Below are 24,565 nucleotides of genomic sequence, written 5' to 3'. Positions count from 1 at the left end.
GCCTTTCCGATTTTCATCCCCCGAGAACGCCGATCGAAACGTTCTGGTACATACCCCAAAGTGACGTAACCAAAATTGAGATCATGCCGATAATCTGCGTGTAAATTCGGCACCGGGTGAGCGTCTTCGTCACAAACTCCAACCTCTGGTCGCTCTGCTGTAGCTTACGCGCGGCACGTATATTGATAAGCGTCACGAGACACACGGGGAAAAGCAGTAAAAACACCGCCTGCGCAAATTCGACGCCGTAGTAAAATCCCAGCGTCGCGAGCCCGGTAAAAATGAAACAACTCAGCGCCAGAATGACCAGTCCGGACACATCCACGATGTACAGCAACCGGTTACGGTTTATCCGCACGATGTCCAGCAGATCCTGTTCGGACTGTCCGCCAACCCGACGCGCACGCACGACCAGATCGTAAGGAACCCCCATCGCCCAATGGCTTGCCGACGACCACAGAACCGCCAGAACGATCCAATACCACAGATTCGAAAAGCTGCGCATGTCGATGAGTTCGAAGATCGAAGAGTGCAAATCCACGCATCAGCCCTTTGTTCACTGTCCTTGGGGCCTTCTTCGCACAGGCGCGTCCATTGTTACCCTTGAGACCACCGGGAATTCATGCCACCCAATGCGCGAATATTCAAGGAGAGCGCGACATGAAACCGACCATCGCCCCTTATCCTCTGGCCCGATTTCGCAGAGCGCGCCAATCCGACGCGATCCGGGGGCTGGTGCGCGAGACTTCCCTGACCACGGACGACCTGATCTGGCCGGTTTTTGTGCGTGACGGCGAGGGTATTGAAGAACCCGTTCCCTCAATGCCGGGTGTGGTGCGCCGCTCGGTTGACCTGATCGCCAAAGCAGCGGTCGAGGCGCAGGCGCTGGGTATCCCCGCGATCTGCATTTTTCCGTACACGGACCCGTCCCTGAAAACCGAAGACTGCGCCGAGGCCTGGAACCCCGACAACCTGTCGAACCGCGCCATTCGGGCAATCAAGGCTGCGGCACCGGATATCGCCATTATGACTGATGTCGCATTGGATCCATACAACATCAACGGCCACGACGGCTATGTAGTGGATGGCGAGATCGTGAACGACCAGACAGTCGAAGCGCTTGTCAAAATGACGCTGGCGCAGGCCGACGCCGGAGCCGACATCATTGGCCCATCCGACATGATGGACGGCCGTATCGGTGCAATGCGCCGTGCGCTGGAAAAGGCCGGGCACACGAACGTCATGATCCTCAGCTACGCGGCAAAGTATGCCAGCGCCTTCTACGGCCCCTTCCGCGATGCGGTGGGCGCGTCGGGCGCGCTGACCGGCGACAAAAAAACCTATCAGATGGACCCGGCCAATTCGAACGAAGCCCTGCGCCTGATCGAAAGGGATCTGACCGAAGGCGCCGACATGGTGATGATCAAGCCGGGCATGCCCTACCTGGATATCTGTCGCCGCGTCAAAGACACGTTCGGAGCGCCGACCTACGCCTATCAAGTGTCCGGGGAATACGCGATGATTCAGGCCGCAGCTCAAAACGGTTGGATCGACGGCGAGAAGGTAATGCTGGAAAGTTTGTTGGCCTTCAAGCGTGCGGGCTGTGACGGCATCCTGACCTACTTTGCACCTCCGGTCGCACGCATCCTTCAAGGCTAAAACCCCAGACACACGCGATTTTTCGCCGATTGCGGAGGTGGGCTGCCCAGCTTTCCCGTGACACACGGGCGCAATCGGCGTATTCTTGCACACAAGATCGGGAACACCCGACACTCCAGGCAGTTAATACAGAGAAAAAACATGAGCAGTTCCAACTCTCCCCGACTGAACCGTCGCGGCTTTGCGCTTGGCATGGCCGGGCTGACGGTGACAGCAGCCTGCGGCAATGGCGTGGGCAATTCGAACGCGGCCCAGATCGACGCCCGCGTGAACGTGACGCTGAACGAAATGTTCACCAAGTACCCCAACACCGTCGAAATCGCCAACAAGTCCACCGGCATGCTGGTGATGCCGCTGATCACCGAGGCCGGGTTCATCTTTGGCGGTGCCTACGGTCAGGGTGCGCTGCGCATCAATGGTGCCACAGTCGACTATTACTCGGCCGTTTCCGGCAGCGCCGGCCTGCAGATCGGCGCGCAGCAATATGCACATGTTCTGTTCTTCATGACGCAGGACGCATTGGATGACTTCCGCCGCTCCAGCGGTTGGACCGCGGGGGCGGATATCGGCTATGTCGTCGATGCCACCGGCGAGTCAATCTCAACCGACACCAACCAATTGCGCAAACCCGTACTGGCCGCCGTTTTCGGGCAAGCCGGTCTGAAATTCGGCGCCACCGTCGAAGGCACCAAATACACACGCATCATTCCCTGATACCGGATACCACGACCCCCCTCCGGCAAACCCCGCCCCATCCTCCGACGATGTGGCGGGGTTTTTTATCTCAACATGTTAACACCAAGTTCCTGCGGCGTTCCTCTTTCGGTCAGTCAGGCCTTCAAGTAGTGTTCAGCACATAAATTTTCGCACGAAACTGTGGGGCATTCATGGGTCTTGTCTTTCGCTGGCTGGTTCGGATTGCAACGGGTCTGGTCCTGTTGGCTGTGGCGGCTGTGGGTCTTGTCTATTTCCTCGCCAGCCAGTCCCTGCCGGACTATGACCAGACCGTCGAAGTCAACGGGCTGAGCGCGCCTGTCGAGATTGTGCGCGACACCGCCAATGTCCCTCACATTCTGGCCGAAAACGACCCCGACGTGTTTTTTGGTCTGGGCTATGCCCACGCGCAGGATCGCCTGTGGCAGATGACCGTGATGCGCCGCACGGCTCAGGGCCGCTTGTCCGAAGTATTCGGCAAGCGCACGGTCGCCATCGACAAGCTGTTGCGCCGCTTTGATCTTTACGGCCTCGCCCATCGCTCGGTCGAGGTGCAGGACGATTACACCAAGGCTGCGCTTCGGGCCTATTCCGCAGGCGTAAATGCGCGTCTGGATGAGATCAACGAAAACGCGCTGGGACGCGGTGCACCCGAGATGTTCCTATTCAATGCGCCTGTTTCGCCGTGGCAGCCCGGAGACAGCATCGCGGTCATCAAACTGATGGGCCTTCAGCTGTCTGGCCATTTGAAAGACGAGGTGCTGCGCGCTCGCACATCCCTGATGCTGAACGATCCCGAGCGGCTGGCCGATATTCTGCCGGATGTACCAGGCCCGGGCATCGCGGCACTGCCGGAATACGCGATGCTGTTTCCCGGCCTCCCCCGCTATGCCAAAGGCACGCCGATGCCGGACTCTCCGTTGTCGCCATTCCCCAAGCGTGGTCTGGCCGGGGCATCGAATGCATGGTCCGCCGCACCTTCACGTTCGGCAATCGGCGGCACACTTCTGGCCAACGACCCGCATCTGGGTCTGACTGCGCCCGGTGTTTGGTATTTGGCACGTCTGGAACTGGCAAAAGGCGGCCTCATCGGCGCGACAATTCCTGGTATTCCCGCAATCATGACGGGCCGCAGTGACCGTCTGGGCTGGGGGCTGACCTCATCCTATCTGGACGATCAGGATGTTCATATCGAGCAGTTGAACCCCAACAACCCCGAGGAATACCTGTCGCCAGACGGCTTCCAGCGCTTCCGCACCCGCCCGTCGATCATCGAGATCAAAGATGAGGCGCCCATTACCCTAACCCTTCGTTGGACGGAAAACGGACCTGTCCTGCCCGGCAGCCATTATGATCTGGAAACGATCACCCCACCCGGACACGTTGCCTCCCTGTCCTGGACCGCGCTCAGCCCTCGCGACACGTCCATGACGGCGTCGATGGCGCTGATGAATTCGGACAATGTGCGCGAAGCCATTGATGTGGCAGAACTGTTCATCGCGCCCTCGCAAAACCTGTCGCTTGTCGACAAGGACACCATCGGTATGAAGCTGATCGGCGCGATGCCCAAGCGAGACATTCGCAACCAAAGCCGCGGTCGCATCCCTACACCCGGCTGGCTTGCCGAGAACCTCTGGCAAGGACGACTGCCTTATGCCGACAATCCGGAATTCGTTGCGCCTGCTGGCGGGATACTGGGCAACACCAATAACAAGATCATCGACCGCCCCTTTCCCGAGCATGTGTCATACGAATGGGGCGATACCCAACGCATAAACCGCTGGGAACGCCTTATGCAGTCGCGTGAAGTTCACACTCGCGACAGCTTTATCGAGGCACAGCTTGATACCGTCAGCTTTACGGCACGCTCGCTGCTTCCGCTGATTGGCGCGGACTTGTGGTTTACCGAGGCATCGGCCCCCGAAGGCACCCCGGAACGCCAGCGTCAGGTCGCTCTGTCTCTGCTGGCCGAGTGGAATGGTGAAATGAACGAACACCTCCCCGAGCCACTGATCTACGCCGCGTGGCTGCGCGCGCTGCAGATCCGTTTGATCTCGGACGAATTGGGACCGCTGGCGGCCGAATACAAACATGTCGAGCCGCTGTTCATCGAACGGGTGTACCGCGACATCGACGGCGCCTCAGTCTGGTGCGACGTCCGCCAGAGCGCGCCCGTGGAGACCTGTACCGATATGGCGCGGCTGGCGCTGGACGATGCGTTGATCTGGATAACTGAGAAATATGGCGGTGCTTTGGAATCCCTGCGATGGGGCGATGCCCATCAGGCCACGCATGACCACCAGGTTCTGGGGTCAGTTCCGGTTTTGCGATTCTTCGTCAACATCCGCCAATCCACCAGCGGCGGCGACAACACCCTGCTGCGCGGACGCACTTCAGGCGAAGGCCCCGACCCGTTCCAGAACGTGCATGGCGCAGGGTATCGCGGCGTTTATGACTTTGCCGATCCCAACAGCTCGGTCTTTATCACGGCAACCGGTCAATCCGGTCACTTCCTGTCGCGCTACTACGACGATCAGGCGCAGCTTTGGCGGCGGGGTGAGTACATCCCGATGTCGCTGGATCTGGATCTGGCACGGGCCGCGGCGGTCGGTGTCACCAACCTGATCCCGCGTTGATTTCATCGCTTCGGCAGGACCTTGCCCCTTTTTGAGCGCGCCGTGGACGCGCACAGGTGTTTTCGCCTACGATCTGCTGGCCGACAATTCGGGACCTTGGGGGTACAGATGGCCAGTATTCGGGATATGATGAACAATCTCGCGCGCGATTACGCAATCGCGTGGAGCTCAGGCGATCCAGAAGCGGTTGCCAGTTTTTATGCACCCGATGGGCAAATCACCATAAATCGGGGTGAACCGATCGTTGGTCGCGCCGCTGTTGCGGATATGGCTCGCGGGTTCTACGCAGACTTCCCGGACCTTGAAGTCCGATGCGACATGCTCCGGTGGGCTGGAACACACGCCATCTTTGTCTGGACACTAGAAGGCCACCATTCCGAGACCGGCAACCACGTAGTCACACGTGGCTGGGAAGAATGGGAACTGACGGCCGACAACAAGGTCCAGTCCTCGCTCGGCTGGTTCGACGCCGAAGACTATCAGCGTCAGATTGACGGGCGGTAATCTGAAATCCAGTTATTCGGTTGTGATCGCGTAGTCTCGGGGGATACCCTTGGTCACCTCGAACCATACGGATGCTTTGGTTCGAGCTTGGTGCGCGTCAAAAGCCACCTGACTTGCAAAGACTTCGCTGACATTGAACCGGCCCGGGACGGCCGCTTCTTCCTCAACATCGAACGAAAGGCAGCCGGGTTCAGCGCGTGTCAGCGCGATATGCTCGGGCAGAGCATCCCGGACCTGCGCGAGTCGATCAGCAGGTACGGATATGTGGCCTTTCAGAATAACTTTTGCCTCTGACATATTCGTCTCGCGGTCCCATCAAAGTGCGTTAAATTGTGCCGCCTGTTTGTCGGTCCACAAGACGGTGATCTCAAACCCGGTTTCCGTCTGTTCTTCGGATCGAACGACATCCTGACGGAACAACCAAGCGCGCTTGTCGCCTTCGGCAAATCCCAGCGTCAGCACAGCTTGGTGCCGAACGCCTTGCAGCTTGACCGCTATCTCGGCAAGCAACGGCTCGATACCCTCACCGGTAACGGCCGAAATGGCAAAGATTGACGGATCGCGATCAGCCCGCGCAAAAGCGGCCTCGCGTTCATCCTCGCTCAGCAGGTCAATCTTGTTCCAAACTTCAATGCGTGGGCGTTCATCGTCCACACCAAGCGAGGTCAGAATGGCCTCGACATCCTGTGCCTGTTCGTCGGTTTCCTCGTGACTGATATCGCGTACATGGACGACGATGTCTGCGCCCAGAACCTCTTCAAGCGTGGCTCGGAACGCTGCAACCAGTTCGGTTGGAAGGTTCGAGATAAAGCCCACCGTGTCCGACAGGATCACCTCGGGGCCGTCGGGAAGTTCGACCCGCCGCATGGTCGGATCGAGCGTGGCGAACAACATGTCCTTGGCCATCACTTCCGCCCCGGTCAGGCGGTTGAACAACGTGGACTTACCCGCGTTCGTGTACCCTACTAACGCCACAATCGGATAAGGCACCTTTGCCCGAGCCGCGCGATGCAGCGTGCGAGTCTTGATCACCTTCTGCAACTGACGGCGCAAGCGCACCAATTGGTCATCGATGGCGCGGCGGTCGGCCTCAATCTGGGTTTCACCCGGACCACCGACAAACCCCAGACCGCCCCGCTGACGTTCCAAGTGGGTCCAGGCCCGAACCAGACGCGTGCGCTGATAGCTAAGCGCGGCCATTTCGACCTGAAGCACACCTTCACGTGTGCGAGCGCGGTCGCTGAAAATCTCCAAGATCAGCCCGGTTCGATCAAGAATCTTAACCTTCCACGCCTTTTCCAGATTGCGTTGCTGAACCGGTGTTACCGGGCCGTCGATCAGCACCAGTTCGATTTCGTTCTCGTGGAAACGTGCGCCAAGCTCTTCGATCTTGCCACTGCCGAACAGAAGACCTGGCTGGGCGCGCTGAAGGCGCACGATTTCAGACCCGATCACATCCAGATCGGGCAAAGCGGCGGCCAGTGCCACCGCCTCTTCCAGCGCCGGTTCAGGGACACGGCGCTGTTCATCTGATTTGATTTCCGGATGCAGCACCCAAGCCCGGGTGCGCGTCCTGTCATGTTCCATCAAGAGGCGTCTTCGCCCTCATACAGGCTGATCGGCTGCGACGGCATGATCGTCGAAATCGCATGTTTGTAGACCAGCTGCGACTGTCCGTCGCGGCGCAACAATACGCAGAAATTGTCGAACCAGGTGATTACACCCTGCAATTTCACGCCGTTGATCAGGAATATTGTGACCGGGACCTTTGCTTTCCGTACATTGTTCAGGAACGCGTCCTGCAGATTCTGTCTGTCCGAAGCCATATTTTTATAATCTCGCCATTGTTCTTGCTACGCGCTGCGGACCAACGCGCTCCCTCTGGCCGAGTATGGAGTGGAGTTAGCCGATATTCCAGATGAAAAATAAGGCGTCAGCAAAGGTGAGGATTCTCAGTCTCGCCAGAGGGTTGGCGTGATCAACGCGATAATCGCCAATGTTTCCAGCCGCCCGATCACCATCGCCGCGCACATGGTCAGCTTTGCTCCCCACGGCAAATCAACCAGTCGAATGGGAACATCCGTGGCCAGTTCGATCAACGGCCCCGTGGTGCTGAGCGCAGCAACGCTGAGAACCATGGCTTGTTCGAACCCTGACCCCATCGCCGCCAGCAACAGATTGAACAGCGCCGCAGTGAGGGCAAACATCATCAGGAAGATCCAGGCGATAAAAGCCCCGTCGCTTTGAATACGCCGGTTGCCGCCGCCAATACCGCTGACGGACGATGGATAGATCAGGCGATCAATCTCGCGCGCGCCGTTCAGGTACAAGGCAAAAACACGCAACAGCTTCACCCCACCCGCCGTTGTGGCCACGCCTCCTCCGATCAGAGCGAGGCCCATCAGGATCAACCCCGGAGTCCCTAAGCCAGACAGCTGTTGCGCATCATTCCAATTCGCGCTTTCGAATCCGGCCGTAGTCAAAAAGGACAAGGCCGTGAAGATCATTCCCCAGATCACGCCGAGTGCCTGAAGCGGCTCCAACTGATTGCCAATTTCAAGGACACCAGCCCAGACGCGGGCAAACAACAGTGCAGCGACGAAACCGACAATCATCAGACCAATCCGAAATTCCGGGTCCTTGTCCAGCCGGGAATACCCCGACGTTGCCGTGTCCGTGGAAAACGTCAGCCGGGACAAGGCGAAGAACAGGAATAGGAACAGGATCGCCTCGCCTGTGATACCCGCCTGTGCCCCTTCCAGACCCCCAACCGGCGAAATACCGGACGTGGCCATGGTTGACATCGCGTGACATACGGCGGTCAGCCCCTCTTCTCCTGCGACAAGAAGCAGAATCCATATGACGGCCGTCAGCCCGGTATAGACAGGTGTCAGAGTGCGCGTTACCCGGATCAGCCGACCGCGCGGGTCGACCGCTTCGCTTTGGGCAACGCCTGAAACGGGGCGACCGGGCTGACCGCGCGCCGTAATCTCGAACCCGCCCAGCGACAAAGGGGCCAGAATGGCGGCCGCTGCAATCCACATCAGCAGGCCACCCATCCAACCGACTAGCGCCCGCCACAGGTGCAGTGGCGCAGTAAGGCGATCCGGGTCCGGGAACAGATCCGCACCGGTAGTGGTCACGGCGCTGACCATATCGAAATACGCGTTCAGGTAGGTCGTGTTGCCCAGGGCATCATGCAATGGAATCGCAAGAAACAGGGGCAAAACGGTGAAACACGCCAGCAGCACGGCCAGTTGTCCCAAGGTCCCGCGACGCGGAACCCGGTTGGACGAGGCCAGCGCGATGCTGGTCACAATGAACAGCCCCAACAAACCTGAGTAGAAAAACGATCTGGACGTATCGTGATCGTCTAGCGCCAGCGCATAAATTGCTGGTATCCACATGGACAACGCAACGATACCCGAGATCAACAGAAACAGCGGTAACCGCTGCACCAGCCTGATCTGTTGTGTCCGAGCGCGCGCCATCAGAAGAAATCGATTGAAACCTGCATCAGGCGTTCGACCTCGGGCACATCCTTGGCCATGGCGAAAATCGCCACCACATCCTTTTCATCGATCCGCAGGCTGCCGGTCGGGCGTAAAAGCTCATCGCCTTTTCGAACCGCGCCCACCAAAACGCCTTCGGGGAAATCAATGTCCCGCAGCTTCTGCCCTGCCATCGGAGAGGTCGACAGCACCTCGGCTTCGATCACTTCTGCCTCGGCATCCCCGATGGAGTAGACCTGCCGCACCCGCCCATGGCGGATATGGCGCAGGATCGAGCTGACCGTGGTTGCGCGCGGGTTGATATAGGCGTCAATCCCCAGCGGCCCCATCAGAGCCACCATGCTGGGGTCGTTGATCAACGCAATCGCCAAGGCGCACCCTTCGGCCTTGGCGCGCACAGCGGCCAGCAAGTTGGCGCGGTCATCATCGGTAACCGCCAGCATCGCGTCGGCACGTTCAATCCCGGCCTCGCGCAGCAACGCAGCATCCAGCCCATCGCCGTTCAGTACGATTGTCCGTTCCAATACTTCGGCCGCAATCTCAGCGCTTTGACGATCGCGTTCTATGACCTTGGCGCGCACACGGCTTTCACGTTCTTCCAGCGTCCGCGCTACTTCCAGCCCGACATTGCCGCCGCCAACGATCACAACGCGGTCCTGTTTCTTTTGCGCCTTGCCGAAAACCTCCATGGTCCGGTCCACGTCTTTGACATTGGTAAAGACGTAGCATTCATCGCCAACAAACAGCTGATCCTCGGATTCGGGAGCAAACAGAGTGCCCTCACGCCGTACACCGACGACAATCGAGCTGAGCGTTGAAAACAGATCCGTCAACTGCCGCAAAGGCGTGTTCACGATCGGACATTCTTCGTCGATGCGAATGCCCAGCAATTGCGCCTGCCCGTCCATGAACATCTCGGTATCAAAGGCGGACGGCGCCGACAGGCGACGCATTGCAGCGGCGGCGACTTCGCGTTCAGGGCTGATCACAACATCGATGGGCAGGTGGTCGCGCCGAAACAGATCCGAGTGGATGGCCTGCAGATAGGATTTCGCGCGCAACCGCGCGATCTTGCGTTGAATGGAAAAGACCGAATGCGCCATTTGGCAGGTGACCATGTTCACCTCGTCCGAATGTGTCGCCGCGATGATCATGTCGGCGTCCCGCGCGCCTGCGCGTTCAAGCACGTCAGGATAGCTGGCGAACCCGGCAATCCCCTGCACATCCAGCGTCTCCGTTGCCCGGCGCACCAGATCGGGATTGTTGTCCACCACCGTTACGTCATTCAACTCGCCCGACAAGTGACGTGCGATTTGCCAGCCGACCTGACCGGCACCGCAAATGATGACCTTCATGTTTTTGGCCCTTCTGCCTGAAATCTTTGAATGACAGATGCCCCGATAGCGGTCAATTGAATTGTCATACCCGCGAAGCTGGGGCAAGATAAGCCTATGAAATCAGTGCTTCGTCCGCTCATTCCCGTGATGTTCCTGTCGGCCTGTACCGGCCCACTTTCGCTGTATTACCGCGAGGGTGAAAGCGTCACGCGCGCGCAGTCGGAGACCACGCAATGCCAGGTTAAGGCGGTGAATGAGGTTCCCGTTGCCAATCAGGTGCGGCAAAGCCCGCCCACATATTGGCCCGGTCGCACCTATTGCGATGGTCGAGGGCGCTGCTATCGCTCGCCGGGTTGGTGGCAACCCGGACAGGTTTATACTGTCGACGTCAACGCGGGGCTGCGCAATCAGGTCGAGGCCCAATGTATGGCCAGAAAAGGGTTCCGTCCGGTCAGCCTGCCGCCCTGCAAGCAGAACGTTAAATCACAGGTATCGCCTGCGCGGACAACGACCATGCCGCCGTTGGGCACCGAGTCTTGCTACGTGAAATTCGACGACGGATCGTTTCAGATCATCACACCCGGTCAAACATGACGAAATCAGACAGGCTCGGCCTGCCTGCGCCGTGACGCAAACCACAGGTGAAATGCAATTGCGGTGGCATAAATACATATCACCACAGCCAACATTGCAGCCTCATCTGAGCGCAGCAGGATTGCAAGCAACAGCGGCGTGCCCAGCAGGTTTCCACCATTGCCCATCTGCGCCATCGCTCCATAGCCAAGCGCCTGCGCCTCGGCCGAGGCGTTTAGCTGAGGAACTGCCGCGAAACTGCCGCCCTGAACCAACCCCAAGACTGCGAACAATGCGATGCAAACGACCGGCAGAGAAGCGCCCCAAAACAGCGCTGAAATCGTTAGGATGCCCAACCCGAATCCAAGGTTGATGACAACGACACTGGACACGAAATTCAACAGCAGCGGAACAACCAGCCAGGACAGCACGATCCCCGCAAGCGGCATGAGACCAGCAATCGAGGCCCTCGTCGCCTCGGGCAATTGACCGGGCAGGATCGCCAGCAGCGAAACAAAGGTCAGCGTATAAAAGAACCAACCCAGCGCCGGTGCGGCCACAAAGGCCGAACGGTAAGTCTGCAGGTGAACCTCAGCAATGTACTTCAGGCTCCAATGCGCCTTTTCCGGTTGGCCCATGTCCACTTGCAGCCGGATCAGAACGATCAGCCCGGCTGTCGCCAACATCAGCCCGCCATGCAGCCCGAAAAAGGCGGACAAGCCGAACTGATCGATGAACGGCAAGCCAATCCAGGCGTTCAGGGCAAAAGCCACGCCGAAGAAACTGCTCCACAAAACCATCGCCGCATTCCGGGCTTTGCCCTGTGTGATCTGTGCGATCAGCGTCGGGGCGGCGACGACAATGGCGAGATGGGACAACCCTTCGAGCACACGGCTGGCCAGCATCGCGTAAAAGCCGGGGATCGTAGATTGGAACAAAGAGATGGCGCCGCCAAGCAGCAGGCCAAAAATCAAAAGCCTGACGGGCCCTACCCGCCCCGTGACCGCACCGGACACGGCCCCGAACACCGCACCGATCAGGCTGATGATCGACAACAACCAACCTATGGAGCCCGCGTATTCCGGATAGAGCAACCCAATATCGACGAAGGGCACTGCAATCTTGGCAAACTGCGTGGCTGCGCCCAACCCGGCCAGCCAAAGGATAAAAACTTGAATGAAAACGCGAACAGGCTGTGTCATGAGGCTGTTCTACAGGTGCCTTTAATCTGTGGACACGCATAAATTATGCGCAGCTGCCCCGCGACCCGCTGACCAACCGAACCGGCGTACCATCAGACAGATACAACCGTTCCCAAACGATCTGACCCGCACTGATCCTTATCTGATCATGCCGGGCCTCAGAAGTTATGAAAGATTTGGGTTCAGGGTGCTGCAGATCCCATCAGCCTTCCCCCTGCAACTCCGCCTCTGCCTGTCGGATTTCATCGGTCGCAAACTGCCAAAGAGACACACCCAGAAGTGAATTCTGACTGGCTTCCCAGTCCTTTGCGCGACCGGTCGAGTACGCTAGGCACTTGTGGCTGGCCTCTTCCACCAGGTGGACGCACTCGTTCGAGTTCGCCACCAGCCGCTTGAGCGCGCTGTCATCTCGTCTGGCCGAACCAAGGGCCGAAAAAACTGCTGCCTGAACCGCCGGGTCCGGGATCTGAACACCGTTCTCCCACCTGGAAATGGTTGTCTGGTCAACCCGCAACAATTCGGCAAGCGCGGATTGCTTGTACCCGACCGACCTGCGCATCCGTTTAAGACGCGGGCCAAATGCAGGATACCCCGCAACGGCTGACGTCATTTGAAGCGTGACTGCTGACTTTGCCATCCTTGTTTCCCGGCGGATTACTCCGCCGGTTCCGGTTCATCCAATTGCGCAACACGCGCACCTGATTTGTTCGACGTCACAACACCCAGCGATTTCAGCTTGCGGTGCAGCGCGCTGCGCTCCATGCCGACAAAGCTGGCGGTCCGGCTGATGTTGCCGCCGAAGCGGTTGATCTGCGTCAGCAGGTATTCGCGTTCAAACGCCTCGCGCGCTTCGCGCAACGGCAGGGTTGCCAACGCACCGGACAGGACTACGCGACCGGATTCATCCGTTTTTTCCTCTTCCGCAGGCAGTTCCTTGGCTTCGATCGGACCAGTCCCGTCGCCAAGGATCAGGACACGCTCGATCAGGTTCTTCAACTGACGCACGTTACCCGGCCATGTCATGGTCTGTAGCAAAGCCACGGCTTCTTCGGACATGTCCCGTATCGGCAACCCCTGGGATTCATTGCACATTTCAATAAAATGTTGCGCCAGAACCGGAATATCCTCGCGTCGGTCTTCCAACGACGGAACGGCAATCGGCACGACGTTCAGACGGTGGTACAGTTCTTCGCGGAACCGATCGGCTTCGATCTCAGCCTCCAGATCTCGGTTTGTCGAGGAAATTACCCTAAGATCGACGCGAACCTTGTCGGAACCCCCGACCCGCTGGAATTGCTGGTCGACCAGAACTCGCAGAATTTTGGACTGGGTGCCCAGTGGCATATCCGCGACCTCGTCAAAGTAGACCACACCGCCATGGGCCTCTTCCAGCAGTCCGGATTCGATCCCGCGCTCTGTGGACTCGCGTCCGAACAGCACTTCCTCAACCCGCTCCGGCTCGATCCCGGCGCAATTGACGGTGACGAAAGGCGCATTGGCCCGGTTGGAATGGGCGTGGATATAGCGCGCGGCGATCTCTTTGCCCGACCCGGCCGGGCCACTCAGCATCACGCGGCCATTCGACTTGGTGACCTTGTCCAAATGGCTTTGCATCGCGCGGAACGAGGCCGATTTGCCGATCATGTCCGAGTTTGTGACCTCGCGGCGTTTGAGCGAGGCATTCTCGCGACGCAGGCGCGAGGTTTCCATTGCGCGGCGAATCACAACCATCAGCTGGTCGATGTTAAACGGCTTTTCGATAAAGTCGTAGGCGCCCTGCTTGATGGCTGCGACAGCAATCTCGATATTGCCGTGACCCGAAATAATCACCACAGGCACGTCGGGGTTGTCGCGCTTGACCGCCTTCAGGATATCAATCCCGTCCATGCGGCTGTCCTTGAGCCAGATATCAAGGATCAAAAGACCCGGCGGCTCGGAATTGATCGACGACATGCACTCGTCCGAGTTTGCCGCCAACCGGGTTGAATAGCCTTCGTCCTCCAGAATGTCGGACACAAGTTCGCGAATATCGCGTTCGTCATCTACGATCAGAATGTCGCTCATCTTTGGCCTGCTTTCAGTTTGTTAGTATGAATTGCCTGCTTTAGTGGCGCTGCAGTCTGGGAAGTATTGCCCCCCGGCAAACGGATCACGGCCATCGCACCGAAATGGTCCTGTCCATCAAATACGGGCGCGTCTTCCAAAGTCAGCGCGCCGCCATGTTCTTCTATGATCTTCTTGACGATGGGCAGGCCCAGACCCGTGCCCTCGTCGCGTGTCGTGACATAAGGTTCAAACAGGCGCGCCCGGTCCTCGGGCAGGCCTATGCCATTGTCCGCAATGGTTATTACCGTTCCCGCTTCGTCATTGGTCAGAGCCACTTTGATCTGTGGCTTCAGGTTTTCCGGTGGGCCTTTTTTCTTAAGTGTTTCAATGGCCTCACCCGCGTTCTTGATCAGGTTCGTCAATGCCTGGTTCAACATCGTCGCGTCCACATCCGCCAGGATGGGCTGATCCGGCAGGGTCGCATCGATCTGAACATCAGGTTGTCCCGCCTGTTGCAGCAAGATCGCTTCGCGTACCAGCTCGACGATATTCTCCTCGCGTCGATCAGGCTCCGGCATCCGCGCGAATTTTGAGAATTCATCCACAATCCTCCGCAGGTCGTTGGTCTGCCGCACGATCACGTCGGTCATCGATTCAAGGCTGTCGCAATCCTCCTCGTCCAGCTTACGCGAGAATTTACGTTTGATGCGTTCAGCGCTGAGCTGGATGGGTGTCAGAGGGTTCTTGATCTCATGCGCGATCCGCCGGGCAACGTCGCCCCAAGCGGCCATACGCTGTGCGCTGACCAGATCGGTCACGTCATCGAAGGCCACCACGTAGCCTTCCAAACCACCATCCTCGCCGCGCCGGATCGCCATGCGTACCAGCAGGTTTTCCAGCTGCCCCTTGCGGGTCACCTTGATCTCACCCTGCACCGCCTCCTGACCGCTGGCCTTGAGGCTTTCGAACAAAGGCAGGAACTCAGGAACAGCAATGCCAATGGCCAAATGTTCCTCGCCGCGCGACCAGTCCAGCAGACGTTCGGCCGATCGGTTCACGAACGTGACGCATCCATCCGAATCCACGCCGACCACTCCGGACGTCACCGAACTGAGAACCGAATCAAACAGGCGGCGACGGCGTTCGATTTGACGGGTGTTCTCCAGCAGCGTATCGCGTTGCCCTTTAAGTTGTCGTGTCATCTGATTGAAATAACGGCCTAACATGGCGATTTCGTCATCGCTGGCCTCTTCGATGACCTGTACGCTCAGGTCCCCGGCCCCAACCCGTTGCGCGGCGGTTGTCAGGCGTCCGACCGGGCGCGACAGGCGTTCTGCGAACCACATCCCCAGCGACATCGCGGCAAGGATCAGGATGACGGCAAAGCTCAGATACAAAAGGCCGAATTCGAACAGAACCCGACCGCGTTCACTTTCAAGCTGTTGGTAAAACTGAACCGTTTCCTTGGTGTCGTCCAGCAGCGTCAACAGCTCACCGTCCACATCGCGGCTGATGTAGAGATAGCGGTCCAAATAGGCTTGCAGCGGCACCAGTGCGCGGAATTCGTTGTTTTGCCAATCAGCGATGATCAACAGGCCATTGTCGGTGGCCTCAACGATCTGTTCCGGTGTCGGCGCTTCGTAGTTGAACAGATATGACCGATCACCACGCGATTTGATTTCGCCACTCCCGTCAATGACATAGGCTTCGCGCAGGCCTCGCTGAATCTGCGATTGCCCCTGCGCCAGAACTTCACGCAGTTCGGCATCCGAGATGTAGAAATCCAGCGATCGCGCGTTGTCGAGGAACCGAGAAAGAACGACGGCATCCTGTGTCAGACCTCTGCGGTGCTCAAGCTCATAGGCTTCGGCGGCGGACAGCGACGATCCGACCACCTGCCGCACCCGGTCCGAGAACCAGCCCTCAAGGCCGATATTCACCGTAAGACCCGCAAAAATAGCGACGGTTACCGTCGGCACCAGTGCCAGTAAGGTAAACGCCCCAATCAGCCGCAGGTGCAGACGTGACCCGGCGGATTTGGCGCGTCGTGCCGCGATCAGACTGCCCACCTGTCCCAGCACCAGCGCAGCAACGACCAGCACGTAAACCAGATCGGCCAACAGAATCAGACGCAGCGTGGGCGCTGCTGAGCCAAGATCGAAGGGACCGATGACCAGATAGGTCGCCAGCGCCAAGACCGGCCCCAAAAGAACCAGCCCCAAAGTGCTAATATTGCGCAGTTTTCGGGATTTCCGCCACCGATCAATCGATACGATCAGCCCGCTCTGTGCCCGGGTTGCCACCGTCTGCCCTCATCCTGATGTGCCGCTTACGCGGCTTACCGCCATATCTCGTGGTCGTTGCCGGGTGCGTACCCGGATGCCACGCTTTGTGTGGCGATATTACATCAGTTTGCGTCGCCGTGTCACCTGAATATCGAGATCTGTAATTTTTTTGCGCAACGTATTTCTGTTGATCCCCAGTAAATCCGCACATTTCGCCTGATTTCCGCCAGTTGCGTCCAGTGCCTGTTCTATCAGGGGGGCTTCGACCTCACGCAGGATGCGCTGATACAGGCCCGGCGGTGGCAATAAATTGCCATGCAGATCGAAATAGCGGCGCAGGTGGCGGGCGACCGAGGCCGACAATTTTTCGCGTTCTCCATCGCCCAGCACCGGTTCAGCCTCGGGCTGGCTGCCCAATACCATCTCGACCTCGGCTCTTGAGATTTCCTCGGCCCGGCTGGTCAGGCTCAATCGGCGGATCGCGTTTTCCAGTTGCCTTACATTCCCCGGCCAGGAATATCGCCGGACCAGTTCCACGGCCTCTGGGCTAAGCCAGCGTTTTATGCCCTGTTCGCGTTCTTCACGGGCGAGGAAGTGATCAGCCAGCAAGGTGATATCATCCACACGTTCGCGCAGCGCCGGTACATGGATGGTTGCGCCGCACAGCCGGTAATAAAGGTCCTGACGGACACGACCGCTCTCCATCGCCCCGTTCAGATCCGATTGGCTGGTCGCCATGAAACGCGGAACATGGTCGCCGGGCGTATCCATCATACGGACGATTCGGGCCTGAAGCTCATCCTCGATATCAGCGATTTCGTCGATTAAAAGCGTACCACCGCGCACCCGCGCCATAACGCGCGCAGGTCCCTCCAGATCACGCAGATCACCGGCGGTCGCGGTCACAAACGGTAGAGTGCGCCGATCAGAAAAGTCGTGAATAGCTCGCGCTATCAATGACTTACCAGTCCCGCTTTCACCTGAAATCATCACGGAAAGATCGGTGTTCATCACCCGCGCAACAAGCCGGTAAAGCGCCTGCATCCCCGGTGTGCGTCCGACCAGCGGTAGTTCCTCGGGCCGGTCTTCCGCAGGCGCAACCGCATCCGCCTGTACGCGCTGCTTCTGTTCTAGCGCGCGCGCGGTGCGCTTCATCAGGTCCGGCAGATCGAAAGGTTTGGGCAAATAGTCATAAGCGTCAGCCTCAGCCGCCTGAATGGCCGTCATGATCGTGTTCTGAGCCGAGATGACAATAACCGGCAACCCAGGCCGATCCTGAGCGATCTTTGGCAGCATCTCCAACCCGTTCCCGTCCGGCATGACAACGTCCGAGATCACGACGTCGCCTTTTCCCTCACCAACCCAGCGCATCAAAGTTGTCAGCGAGGATGTCGCATGCACCTTGCACCCGGCCCGCGTCAGGGCTTGTGTCAGTACGGTTCGGATCGTGCGGTCGTCATCTGCGACGAGTACGGTTCCATCCATCGGGTGCTCTCCTTAGTCTCCGGCCGTTCGGCCAGCTGCCTTACGTTGTGTCACGAGGCGCCCGTCTGAGGGACAGGCGAAAAACTGTGTTGCCGGGAACCGACTCGGCGGAAATCCAGCCGTCATGGTCCGAGATAATCTTGCTGACCAGCGCCAGCCCAAGGCCGGTGCCGTTTTCCTTGCCAGATACGAACGGATCAAAAACATCGCTTCGGATTTTGTCCGGCAGTCCCGGCCCGTCGTCGATGATTTCGATCTGCAGGGGCAGAGAATATCCCGACCCATCACTGCGTCGCAGGCGAAAGGAATGTTCAAAATACGTCCGCAGACGAATGGTGCCCCCTTTGGGATCAGCCGCTTCGGAGGCGTTTTTGAGAAGATTCAGCACCACCTGCAAAAGCTGATCCGGATCACCGTAGGCCAGGGGCAGCGAGGGATCGTAATCCTCGACAATTGTCATATGCGCGCCGAACCCCAGCAGCGCCGAGCGTCGTGCCCGGTCAAGAACGTCATGAACGTTGACGGGTTTGAAATCCGGTTTCGACAGGTTCCCGAACTGTTCCACTTGCTCCAGCAGCTTCACGATACGGCGGCTTTCAGCCACAATTAGATCAGTCAGTTCAAGGTCTTGCTGACTGATATTCATACTCAAAAGTTGGGCTGCGCCGGTGATTCCGGCCAATGGGTTCTTGATTTCATGCGCCAGCATCTCGGCCATGCCAATCGCGGATTGCGCCGCCGACTTTACGGTATTGCCCCGTGTCATCCGCCCCGCCATCTCACGCGGGGACATTGTCATGATCATCGATCCCGGATGTCCCAGCAGCGGCGCGATCTGCAATGCGCATTGCAACGGCGCGCGATTGCCCGACCCGACATCCACGTCATTTACAAACAGCGGCGTGCCATATTCGCGCGCGCGCAGAAACGCCTCTTCCAGCGGCGCATCAACGGCAATCTGATCCCAGACCGGGTGTCCGATGACCGCCTTGCGGGATGCGTTCAGAAATCCCTCACCCGCGGAATTCACGTCTGCGATCCGATCTTCGGCATCAATGATGAAGGCCGGAACGGGCAGCGAGGTCCAGATGCTTTGATCTGAGTTCATGCCGCTGCCTCCGCATCGCCGCTGAGCGCGTCCCCCAGGAGGCGCAAGACCTCTGCCGTGTCGCGAGACGTTAAAACCGAACGGCGCAGCGCGGCCGGAGTTCCGACCTCATCCATGTACCAACCCAGATGCTTGCGCGCCACGCGCAGGCCCAGATCGGTACCATAGAAGCCGAGCATTGCTTCGTAGTGACCACGCACCATGTCGATAAGCTCGCCGTTCGCAGGAACAACCGGCGCCTGCGCGCCATAAAGGTCGTGGCACATCTGGGCCAGCAGCCATGGCTTGCCCTGTGCACCTCGGCCGACCATGACCCCATCCGCGCCGGAATGATGCAAAGCCGTGCGCGCGGCGGCACTGTCCACGATGTCTCCGTTCGCGATGACGGGGATCGAAACCGCCTCTTTCACCGACCGGATCGCGAGCCAGTCCGCGTGACCCTTGTAGAATTGGCACCGGGTACGTCCGTGAATCGTGACCATCCGAATACCCGCATCCTGCGCCCGGCGTGCCACGTCCGGCGCGTTCAGTAAGCTGTCATCCCACCCCAAACGGGTCTTAAGCGTCACCGGGACATCAACGGCCTCGACCACCGCTTCGATCAACGTCAGCGCGTGATCCGGCGTTTTCAGCAAGGCTGATCCGGAGTACCCGTTCGTGACCTTTTTTGCCGGGCAGCCCATGTTGATGTCGATCACCCGTGCGCCACGGTCGGCGACCTGACGGGCAGCCTCAGCCATCCAGTGCGCCTCACGCCCGGCCAGTTGAACGGCGGTGTTTTCGACGTCTGCGGATAACTCCGCGCGCTCGCGCACACCTGGCTTGGCCTGTACCATTTCTTGACTGGCAACCATTTCGCTTACGACCATGCCCGCGCCAAAGCGCATCACCAGATCGCGGAACGGCCGGTCGGTGATACCGGCCATCGGGGCCAGCATCACAGGCGGGTTGAGGGTTTTGTCAGCGAGTTGCAGAGTCAACGTGCTTAATCCTTGGGCAGTTGCGGCTTTGATATCGAATTCACCGCATATGAACAACAAAACGGCAGCAAACAAGCCTGCAAAATCATCATTTGCCTATTTTTTGTGCAGCATTACGTGGGTGATTGCCTCTGCATTCACCGCACCCTAAACAATGCCTCAAATCATCCGGAGAGATTGCCCACATGACCACCGCCGCCATCATCGTCGCCGCAGGACGCGGGTTGCGCGCCGGAGGGGTTGTTCCAAAGCAGTGGCGGCCACTTGCTGGTCGCCGTGTGGCGGACTGGACCATCGACCGGTTTCGCGGACAGGTCGACCATATCGTACTTGTGTTGTCTGAAGATGATTCATCCGCGTGGGAGGAGTTCTCGGGCACAGACCTTTTGTTGACTGCAGGCGGCAGTGACCGCGCAGGTTCCGTGCGGAATGGGTTAGGCGCCCTAAAGGGCCTGCAAGTTGAACATGTCCTCATACACGACGTTGCCCGGCCTTGTGTCAGCGGTCAGACCATTCAGGATGTTCTGAACGCTTTGACCACGCATACAGCCGCCGCGCCGGGTTTGGCTGTGACCGATGCACTCTGGACCGGTGACGGTGCCGTCGTGACGGGAACGCAGGATCGGAGCGGCCTGTTCACCGCGCAAACTCCACAGGGCTTTCACTACGACGCAATTGTCGCAGCGCACACGGCCCATCCGGGTGCAGCGGCAGATGACGTGGAAGTCGCGCGAGCCGCAGGATTGAACGTGGCCATCGTGGCTGGCGACGCCGATAATATCAAAATCACCCGACCCGAGGATTTTGCCCGGGCGGAACGCATATTGGGAACGGATATGGATGTAAGACTGGGCAACGGATACGACGTGCATCGGTTCGGCGACGGTGATCACGTGATCCTGTGCGGTGTGGAAGTGCCGCATGAGCGGGGCCTTCAGGGTCATTCGGACGCGGATGTCGGCATGCACGCCGTAACCGATGCGATCTATGGTGCACTGGCGAAGGGCGACATCGGCCAGCACTTTCCACCTTCCGACCCGCAATGGAAAGGTGCGGCCAGCGAGATCTTCCTGCGCCACGCGGTCGAACTGGCCGGGCAGATGGGTTACGCCATTTCGAATGTCGACTGCACACTAGTCTGTGAATATCCCAAGATCGGCCCCCACGCACCTGCCATGCGCGAGGAAATGGCCCGGATTATGGGCTTGCGCGCCAATCAGGTCTCGGTCAAGGCGACTACGTCTGAACGCCTGGGCTTTACAGGTCGCAGCGAAGGCATCGCTTCGCTGGCCACAGCTTGTCTGGTGAAATCATGAATACCGCGCGCCTGATCGGAACGGTTTGCGGCGTTGGATATCTTCGCCCCGCACCCGGGACCTGGGGGTCCCTGGCCGCCCTGCCCCTGGCGTGGATACTGCACACGCTCGGCGGCTTCCCCCTTCTGGTCATCACCACGCTTGCCGTATTTTTCGGTGGATTGTGGGCCACCAAGGTGATGACCGCAGGACGGGAAGATCACGACCCGTCCGAAATCGTCATAGACGAAGTTGCTGGGCAGTTCATCGCCCTCTGGGCCATATCGTACCCGTCATGGGCGCATGGGATCGAGATTACCGACCTCTGGCCCGGCTGGATTGCAGGGTTCCTTCTGTTTCGCCTGTTCGACATCACCAAACCCGGTCCAGTTGGCTGGGCGGATCGTAAGGGCGATGCGATGGGCGTCATGTTGGACGACGTAATCGCGGGCGTCTTTGCCGGCATAGGTGTCCTGATCCTTGCGGGGATTTCGCACGGAGTTCTGGGCCTATGAATGTCGCCGCCCTCCTCGACCGCGCCAAGGCACAAGGTGTCATGATTGCCACTGCTGAAAGCTGCACTGGCGGCATGGTCACCGCTGCGCTGACGGATATTCCCGGCAGCTCAGCCGTAGTTGACCGAGGGTTCGTCACCTATACAAATGAGGCCAAGCAACAGATGCTGGGCGTTCGCGCAGGCACATTGGCCGCGCATGGCGCGGTCTCTAAGGAAGTCGCCCATGAAATGGCAAACGGGGCGTTGGAAAACTCCAACGCTCAGCTTGCGGTTTCCATCACCGGTATTGCTGGCCCCGGCGGGTCAGAGTTCAAACCCGAGGGGCGCGTGTGCTTCGGGCTGGCCTCTGACAGCCAGCAGACGCTTACCGAGACGGTTGAATTTGGCGCGCTGGGTCGTGACAATGTCCGCCGCGCCGCACGCGATCATGCTTTGGCGCTGCTTTCGCAGGGACTTTTGTCACTTGCATAAAATTAGAGCATCACGCGCTTTAGGACGCCCATTTAATCACCGGTTGACAAAAAGCCCTTAAAACAGGCGCCAAATTTAGGGGCTGCCTCTTTTTTCCCCGTTCACTCTCGGCTTCAACGCCCGCTACGCAAGCTGAAGAGGAGACCGGCTGATGAATGGAGCCGATACCGCCTGGATCATAGTAGCAACCGCACTGGTCCTGTTCATGACATTGCCGGGCCTGGCCCTGTTCTATGGTGGCCTCGTGCGCGCCCGCAACGTGCTGAGTGTTTTCATGCACTGTTTCTCAATCGCCTGCTTGATGAGCATTCTGTGGCTGGTTGCAGGGTATTCCATCGCGTTTGGCGACGGCGGCTCGGGCCTGTGGGGCGGTTTGGGCAAAGCCTTTCTGAACGGTGTCGATGCTGACAGCTTGGCGGGTACCCTGCCCGAGGTTCTGTACTTTGCCTTCCAGATGACCTTTGCGATCATCACCCCGGCCCTGATCGTTGGCGCGTATGTGGAACGCGTAGGCTATGGTTTTGTCCTGATCTTCTCGGGCCTGTGGATGCTGCTGTGTTACGCACCGGTTGTTCACTGGATCTGGGGCGGCGGCATTCTGACAGATGGCGGCATTCTGGGTGAAATCGGCGTCCGAGACTTTGCCGGTGGCATTGTGGTGCATGAAACAGCAGGTCTGGCGGCGCTGATCATCGCTATCGTGCTTGGCCCGCGCCGCAACCGCACGACTCCTCCGCACAACCCCGGTTATGTCATGGTCGGTGCCGCAATGCTGTGGGTCGGTTGGTTCGGGTTCAACGGCGGTTCGCAACTGGCGGCAGATGGTGGTGCTGCGATGGCGATGACCGTCACGCATATCTCGGCCGCCACAGCGTCTCTGACTTGGGCGCTGTACGAGCGCATCAGGTATGGCAAAGCGTCGATGGTGGGTTTGGTCACCGGTACGATTGCCGGTCTGGCCTCGATCACCCCGGCTTCCGGCTATGTCGATCCGGTGCAGGCGCTGATCATCGGTGCCGTGGCCGGTGTTTTGTGTCAGGAAGCCGTCAACATCATCCGCAACAAGCTGAACATCGACGACACGCTGGATGTGTTCGCCGTGCACGGTGTCGGTGGCATCTTTGGCACCATCATGATCGCTGCATTCGGCCTTGGTACATGGACCGCGCAGTTGGGCGGGCTGGTGATCGTGGGTGTCTTTACGGCAGTTGTCACATTTGTGTTGATCAAGGTGGTTGCGCTGATCACCCCGCTTCGCGTAGACGCAGAGACCGAAACAAACGGGCTCGATCTGTCGGTACACGGCGAGCGTGCCTATGACATGAGCAGCTAAGCCCACCTTGGCTGCCACTTGCCCGCAAGGGCAAAAGCGGACCTCTGCGTGAGGTCCGCTTTTCTTTTGCGCGCACCCTCTCGACTCTGGGTCGCGGGACGGGCTATCAGCCCGCAACGTCATTTCAGCCCAGAGGTCCCGTCATGATCCCCAGTTCATTCCCCGACAGCACCGAAATCGCCCGCCTGACCGCGCGGATGTTGCTGGAGATCAAGGCCGTTCACTTCAATTCACGCGAGCCGTTCACGCTGGCCAGTGGCCTGCCCAGCCCGACCTATATCGACTGCCGCAAGCTGATCTCATACCCGCGTACCCGCTCGACCCTGATGGACTTCCTGACCGTCACCGTGATGCGAGACGCAGGCTTTGAGGCGTTCGACAACATCGCAGGTGGCGAAACCGCTGGCATCCCCTTCGCGGCGATGGTTGCAGAACGCATGGCGCTTCCGATGACTTATGTGCGCAAGAAACCCAAAGGCTATGGTCGCAACGCCCGTATCGAAGGCGCGATGAGCGAAGGTGAGCGCGTGCTGCTGGTCGAGGACCTGACCACCGATGGCGGATCGAAACTGTCGTTCGTAGACGCAATCCGGGAAACCGGCGCGACTTGTGGGCACACGGCGGTAATTTTCTACTACGGCATCTTCCCTGAGACGGAAAAGACTCTGGGCGACAACGGCGTACAATTGCACCACCTATGCACCTGGTGGGATGTGCTGGCCGAAGCCAAAGCGCAGAAAGCGTTTGACAAGGAGACACTTGAAGCCGTCGAAGCGTTCCTGAACGACCCGCGGGGCTGGCAGGAAGCAAACAAAGCGTGACGCGACGAAAACTGTTTTCACACCGGAAACAGTCGCGGTAAATATGACCGCATTCACACAATATGTTGACGCCTGACCCCTTTCCAA

General features: G+C 58.9%; 23 protein-coding genes. 10 read left to right on the top strand and 13 right to left on the bottom strand.

What is annotated here, in order from left to right; all coding sequences use genetic code 11:
- Positions 1–13: 13 nt before the first annotated feature.
- Positions 14–541, bottom strand: coding sequence for a component of SufBCD complex (locus tag MHN28_RS00470; RefSeq protein WP_239334888.1), 528 nt, complete (start codon positions 539–541; stop codon positions 14–16).
- Positions 542–660: 119 nt separating this feature from the next.
- Here MHN28_RS00470 and hemB point away from each other — a divergent pair, with 119 nt between their 5' ends.
- From hemB to MHN28_RS00450, 4 genes are all read left to right on the top strand, one after another.
- On the top strand, positions 661–1,659 hold the full coding sequence (hemB, locus tag MHN28_RS00465) for a porphobilinogen synthase (protein WP_239334886.1): 999 nt from the start codon (positions 661–663) through the stop codon (positions 1,657–1,659).
- A 141-nt stretch (positions 1,660–1,800) separates the two neighbouring features.
- The gene (locus MHN28_RS00460; RefSeq protein WP_239334884.1) at positions 1,801–2,373 is read left to right on the top strand and encodes a YSC84-related protein; all 573 of its coding nucleotides are present in this window, start codon (positions 1,801–1,803) and stop codon (positions 2,371–2,373) included.
- A gap of 173 nt (positions 2,374–2,546) precedes the next feature.
- Complete coding sequence (locus tag MHN28_RS00455) at positions 2,547–5,009, top strand: penicillin acylase family protein (protein WP_239334882.1); 2,463 nt, start codon at positions 2,547–2,549, stop codon at positions 5,007–5,009.
- Between the two features lie 108 nt (positions 5,010–5,117).
- Entirely contained in the window at positions 5,118–5,513 is a 396-nt protein-coding gene (locus MHN28_RS00450; protein WP_239334880.1) for a nuclear transport factor 2 family protein, read from the top strand.
- Positions 5,514–5,525: 12 nt separating this feature from the next.
- Here the strand turns inward: MHN28_RS00450 and MHN28_RS00445 are convergent, their stop codons facing one another.
- From MHN28_RS00445 to trkA, 5 genes are all read right to left on the bottom strand, one after another.
- Positions 5,526–5,810, bottom strand: coding sequence for a putative quinol monooxygenase (locus MHN28_RS00445; RefSeq protein ID WP_239334878.1), 285 nt, complete (start codon positions 5,808–5,810; stop codon positions 5,526–5,528).
- An 18-nt stretch (positions 5,811–5,828) separates the two neighbouring features.
- Complete coding sequence (gene hflX / locus MHN28_RS00440) at positions 5,829–7,100, bottom strand: GTPase HflX (protein ID WP_239334876.1); 1,272 nt, start codon at positions 7,098–7,100, stop codon at positions 5,829–5,831.
- Positions 7,100–7,339 (bottom strand): RNA chaperone Hfq, encoded by a 240-nt coding sequence (gene hfq / locus MHN28_RS00435; protein ID WP_010440340.1) that lies wholly within the window; start codon positions 7,337–7,339, stop codon positions 7,100–7,102. The genes hflX and hfq overlap by 1 nt, the downstream gene beginning before the upstream one ends.
- Before the next feature lie 126 nt (positions 7,340–7,465).
- Entirely contained in the window at positions 7,466–9,004 is a 1,539-nt protein-coding gene (locus MHN28_RS00430; protein WP_239334874.1) for a TrkH family potassium uptake protein, read from the bottom strand.
- On the bottom strand, positions 9,004–10,380 hold the full coding sequence (gene trkA / locus MHN28_RS00425; RefSeq protein ID WP_239334872.1) for a Trk system potassium transporter TrkA: 1,377 nt from the start codon (positions 10,378–10,380) through the stop codon (positions 9,004–9,006). The genes MHN28_RS00430 and trkA overlap by 1 nt, the downstream gene beginning before the upstream one ends.
- A 96-nt stretch (positions 10,381–10,476) precedes the next feature.
- Between trkA and MHN28_RS00420 the strand changes: the two genes are divergently transcribed.
- Positions 10,477–10,956, top strand: a complete 480-nt coding sequence (locus tag MHN28_RS00420; protein ID WP_239334870.1) for a hypothetical protein — start codon at positions 10,477–10,479, stop codon at positions 10,954–10,956.
- Between the two features lie 5 nt (positions 10,957–10,961).
- Here MHN28_RS00420 and MHN28_RS00415 read toward each other — a convergent pair whose 3' ends face one another.
- The 7 genes from MHN28_RS00415 to dusB form a co-directional block, all read right to left on the bottom strand.
- Positions 10,962–12,137 carry an MFS transporter gene (locus MHN28_RS00415; RefSeq protein WP_239334868.1) on the bottom strand — a complete coding sequence of 392 codons (1,176 nt, stop codon included), beginning with the start codon at positions 12,135–12,137 and terminating at the stop codon, positions 10,962–10,964.
- Between the two features lie 202 nt (positions 12,138–12,339).
- Entirely contained in the window at positions 12,340–12,774 is a 435-nt protein-coding gene (locus tag MHN28_RS00410) for a helix-turn-helix domain-containing protein (RefSeq protein ID WP_239334866.1), read from the bottom strand.
- Positions 12,775–12,791: 17 nt separating this feature from the next.
- Positions 12,792–14,201: a sigma-54 dependent transcriptional regulator gene (locus tag MHN28_RS00405; protein ID WP_239334864.1), complete on the bottom strand. Its 1,410-nt coding sequence runs from the start codon at positions 14,199–14,201 to the stop codon at positions 12,792–12,794.
- Positions 14,198–16,486 (bottom strand): PAS domain-containing sensor histidine kinase, encoded by a 2,289-nt coding sequence (locus tag MHN28_RS00400; RefSeq protein ID WP_239334862.1) that lies wholly within the window; start codon positions 16,484–16,486, stop codon positions 14,198–14,200. The genes MHN28_RS00405 and MHN28_RS00400 overlap by 4 nt, the downstream gene beginning before the upstream one ends.
- 99 nt (positions 16,487–16,585) lie before the next feature.
- Complete coding sequence (locus MHN28_RS00395) at positions 16,586–17,953, bottom strand: response regulator (RefSeq protein WP_239334860.1); 1,368 nt, start codon at positions 17,951–17,953, stop codon at positions 16,586–16,588.
- A 40-nt stretch (positions 17,954–17,993) separates the two neighbouring features.
- The gene (locus MHN28_RS00390) at positions 17,994–19,061 is read right to left on the bottom strand and encodes a nitrogen regulation protein NR(II) (protein ID WP_239334858.1); all 1,068 of its coding nucleotides are present in this window, start codon (positions 19,059–19,061) and stop codon (positions 17,994–17,996) included.
- A complete protein-coding gene (gene dusB, locus MHN28_RS00385) occupies positions 19,058–20,041 on the bottom strand; it encodes a tRNA dihydrouridine synthase DusB (RefSeq protein ID WP_255731823.1) in 984 nt (327 codons plus the stop codon). Before dusB ends, MHN28_RS00390 begins: the two co-directional genes overlap by 4 nt.
- A 185-nt stretch (positions 20,042–20,226) precedes the next feature.
- On the opposite strand from dusB, the gene MHN28_RS00380 reads away from it, so the two are divergent.
- From MHN28_RS00380 to MHN28_RS00360, 5 genes are all read left to right on the top strand, one after another.
- Positions 20,227–21,357 (top strand): bifunctional 2-C-methyl-D-erythritol 4-phosphate cytidylyltransferase/2-C-methyl-D-erythritol 2,4-cyclodiphosphate synthase, encoded by a 1,131-nt coding sequence (locus MHN28_RS00380; protein ID WP_239334856.1) that lies wholly within the window; start codon positions 20,227–20,229, stop codon positions 21,355–21,357.
- On the top strand, positions 21,354–21,851 hold the full coding sequence (locus tag MHN28_RS00375) for a phosphatidylglycerophosphatase A (protein ID WP_239334854.1): 498 nt from the start codon (positions 21,354–21,356) through the stop codon (positions 21,849–21,851). Before MHN28_RS00380 ends, MHN28_RS00375 begins: the two co-directional genes overlap by 4 nt.
- Entirely contained in the window at positions 21,848–22,324 is a 477-nt protein-coding gene (locus MHN28_RS00370) for a CinA family protein (RefSeq protein ID WP_239334852.1), read from the top strand. The genes MHN28_RS00375 and MHN28_RS00370 overlap by 4 nt, the downstream gene beginning before the upstream one ends.
- A gap of 151 nt (positions 22,325–22,475) precedes the next feature.
- Complete coding sequence (locus MHN28_RS00365) at positions 22,476–23,657, top strand: ammonium transporter (RefSeq protein ID WP_239334850.1); 1,182 nt, start codon at positions 22,476–22,478, stop codon at positions 23,655–23,657.
- A 143-nt stretch (positions 23,658–23,800) separates the two neighbouring features.
- Positions 23,801–24,478, top strand: a complete 678-nt coding sequence (locus MHN28_RS00360) for an orotate phosphoribosyltransferase (RefSeq protein ID WP_239334848.1) — start codon at positions 23,801–23,803, stop codon at positions 24,476–24,478.
- Positions 24,479–24,565: the final 87 nt, after the last annotated feature.

The organism is Ruegeria sp. Ofav3-42 (genome assembly GCF_022347725.1).
GTDB lineage: Bacteria > Pseudomonadota > Alphaproteobacteria > Rhodobacterales > Rhodobacteraceae > Ruegeria.
The sequence above is the reverse complement of the archived record's forward strand: the minus strand, read 5'-3'. Positions and strand labels throughout refer to the sequence as shown.